Origin of the sequence: Micromonospora sp. KC207, from assembly GCF_004348615.1 — a bacterium.
Taxonomy (GTDB): Bacteria; Actinomycetota; Actinomycetes; order Mycobacteriales; family Micromonosporaceae; genus Micromonospora.
Genome location: NZ_SMKJ01000504.1, coordinates 1 through 2,652, shown reverse-complemented (window position 1 = coordinate 2,652; position 2,652 = coordinate 1). Strand labels below are relative to the sequence as shown.

Sequence of the window (2,652 nt, the reverse complement as noted above, 5' to 3'; positions counted from 1 at the left end):
ACCACCACCCCCACGGTCACCAGCGCCACCGTCGACACGGTGGCCAGCCGCAGGCCGGTGAGGATGCCGGGCAGCGCCAGCGGCAGCTCGATCCGCAGCAGCCGCCCCCACCGGCCGTACCCCATGCCCTCCGCCGCCTCGCGGATGTCGGGGGGCACCTGGCTCAGCCCGGCTACGGCGTTGCGGACGATGACCAGCAGCGCGTACAGCACCACCACGCTGAGCACCGTCACCGCCCCGATCCCCAGGTACGGCGCGAGGAACGCGAACAGGGCCAGCGAAGGGATCGTGTAGAGCACCCCGGTGAACGCGAGGATCGGGCCGGCGAGGGGCCGGAACCAGTGGGCCGCCACGGCGAGCGGCAGGGCCACCAGGGCAGCGATCAACACGGCCCGGGCGGTCAGCGAGGCGTGGTCGCGCAGCGCGGCGAGGATCGTGTCAGAGTTGTCCCGCACGTACTGCCAGGAGAACCACGGGTTACCCGGGTCGGCCCGGTAGCTCAGGCGGAAGGACATGCGTGGACGTTACCCCGGAGACCCGGCCCACCGCCGGCCACGAACCGGCCGAGGCGCATGCGGCGGCGATCGCGTTGGAGGGCACCGGCAAGCGGTACCCGGACGGCACCGAGGCGGTTCGCGGGCTGAGCCTGCGGGTGCGTGCCGGCGAACTGGTGGTGCTGATCGGCCCCTCCGGCTGTGGCAAGTCGACCGTGCTGCGGATGATCAACCGGCTGATCGAGCCGACCGCCGGCCGGATACTGCTCGGCGACGAGGACGTGACCCGCGTCGACCCGGTCGCGCTGCGCCGCCGGATCGGGTACGTCATCCAGAACGTGGGCCTGTTCCCCCACCAGACGGTCGTGGCCAACGTCGGCACCGTCCCCCGGCTGCTCGGCTGGCCCTCCGACCGGATCCGCCGCCGCAGTGAGGAGTTGCTGGAGCTAATCGGGCTCGACCCGGGCAGGTTCGGCCGGCGGTACCCGCACGAACTCTCCGGCGGGCAGCGGCAGCGGGTCGGGGTGGCCCGGGCGCTCGCCGCCGACCCGGTGGTGCTGCTGATGGACGAGCCGTTCTCGGCGGTCGACCCGATCGTGCGGACCCGGTTGCAGGAGGAGTTCCTCCGGCTCCAGGCCGAGGTGCGCAAGACCATCGTGCTGGTCACCCACGACCTGGACGAAGCCGTCCGGCTCGGCGGCCGGATCGCCGTGCTGTCCCAGGGCGGCCGGCTGGAGCAGTACGACACCCCGGCGGCCCTGCTCGCCGCGCCCGCCTCGGACTTCGTCCGGGACTTCGTCGGCGCGGACCGGGGCATCCGGGCGCTCGCGGTCACCCCGGTCACCCGGGACGCGCTGGAGCCGGCCCCCGCCGACCCGGCCGGGCTGCCGGAGGTCGCGTTGGGCACGTCGGCGTACGACGCCCTCGCCGTGATGCTGACCTCCGGCGCGGACCGGGTGCTGGTGACCGCCGACGGCCGGCCGGCCGGCGTGCTCACTCGCCAGCGCGCGCTCGCCGGCGGCCGCGACGCGGCCTGAGCGGCGGGGCAGCCGCACCATGGGCCGGCTGAACTGTGGGGCGGTGGGCGGCTGGGCCGCCGGGGCGCACCCCGGTCAGGCCCGGCCGCCGAGGCTGGCCGTGCCGATGATCCAGCCGGAGAGGAAGCCGTACCCGGCGCCGGTGCCGGCGGCCTGCAACGCGGCGAGCAGCGACGGGTCCGGCCCGAGCAGCGCGCCCAGTAGCGCGGCCAGGCCGGCGGCCAGGACGTACGCGCCCCAGCCGGAGAAGAACTGGCTCACCGCCCCCTGCACCCGGGCCACCTGGGACGCGGGGAGCACATAGAGCAGGGCCGCCGCCAGGAGCACCAGCAGGATGGCCCGCAGGTCGGTGGCGAGCGCCCCCTGCCCCGGCTCCCCGGAGCCGAACCGCCAGGCCGGCCAGGCCAGCAGCCGCAGGAACCAGCCGCCGGCCGAGTCGGGTTCGGTGTGCTCCTCCGCCCAGCCGACGTACAGCGGGCTGCCGCAGACCGCGACGAGCAGCAGCACCGCGAGGGTGCCGGTGCCGGCTGCGGTCCCGTACCGGCTGATGGCGCCCGAGCGGTTGGCGGCGGCCATGACGCGGCCAGTTCCCGGCGCGCCCCGGCGGGCAAACCTGCGGATCACGATGACCGCGTTCCGGTCAGTGCTTCATCAGGTAGTCGATGAACTTGGCCCGCAGCAGGGGCGCGGACTCCTCGTACCCGTGCCCGGTGAGTTCCCGCCACAGCGCCGCCGCCTCGTCGATGGTCGGACCGACGGAGTTCGGCGCGCCGTCCAGGGCGGCGGCCTCGTCGGCGTTCGGCAGATGGCGCAGCACCGACCAGAAGAACCCGACGTCGCGCCGCTCCCGGGCCAGCGCGAACGCTCGCACCCGCAACTCCTCGGTGGAGAGCGCGTCCAGCTCGTCGAACGTGTGCCCGCCGGTACCGGTGGGAGGTGTCTCGGTCATGCCGCCGAGCCTAACCGGCGAGATCACCGGCGGCGCGTGGGACGCGACCCGGCAGCCGAGGCCCTGCTGCCCCGACTCGCGCGGTCAGCGCCCTACCGGGCCGTCAGCGCCTGCCCGTACGGTCAGCGGTCGCCGCAGTCCCCGCGGGGCGGGCGGGCGTCCCAGCGCGACG

General features: G+C 75.1%; 4 protein-coding genes. 1 reads left to right on the top strand and 3 read right to left on the bottom strand.

The window, feature by feature from the left end; translation table 11 throughout:
* Positions 1–515, bottom strand: a 515-nt coding sequence (locus E1258_RS31840; RefSeq protein WP_132407584.1) for an ABC transporter permease, incomplete at its 3' end; no start/stop codon positions are given.
* Positions 516–517: 2 nt separating this feature from the next.
* On the opposite strand from E1258_RS31840, the gene E1258_RS31835 reads away from it, so the two are divergent.
* Entirely contained in the window at positions 518–1,531 is a 1,014-nt protein-coding gene (locus E1258_RS31835) for an ABC transporter ATP-binding protein (protein WP_132407582.1), read from the top strand.
* Between the two features lie 75 nt (positions 1,532–1,606).
* Here the strand turns inward: E1258_RS31835 and E1258_RS31830 are convergent, their stop codons facing one another.
* Together E1258_RS31830 and E1258_RS31825 are read right to left on the bottom strand one after the other, a co-directional pair.
* The gene (locus E1258_RS31830; RefSeq protein WP_132407586.1) at positions 1,607–2,107 is read right to left on the bottom strand and encodes a hypothetical protein; all 501 of its coding nucleotides are present in this window, start codon (positions 2,105–2,107) and stop codon (positions 1,607–1,609) included.
* 64 nt (positions 2,108–2,171) lie between these two features.
* Entirely contained in the window at positions 2,172–2,480 is a 309-nt protein-coding gene (locus E1258_RS31825; RefSeq protein WP_007073365.1) for a hypothetical protein, read from the bottom strand.
* Positions 2,481–2,652: the final 172 nt, after the last annotated feature.

What these genes read in the sequence shown, in the direction of transcription:
- E1258_RS31830 (WP_132407586.1), bottom strand. Translation starts at nt 2,107, where the DNA reads ATGGCCGCCGCCAACCGCTCGGGCGCCATCAGCCGGTACGGGACCGCA.
- E1258_RS31825 (WP_007073365.1), bottom strand. Translation starts at nt 2,480, where the DNA reads ATGACCGAGACACCTCCCACCGGTACCGGCGGGCACACGTTCGACGAG.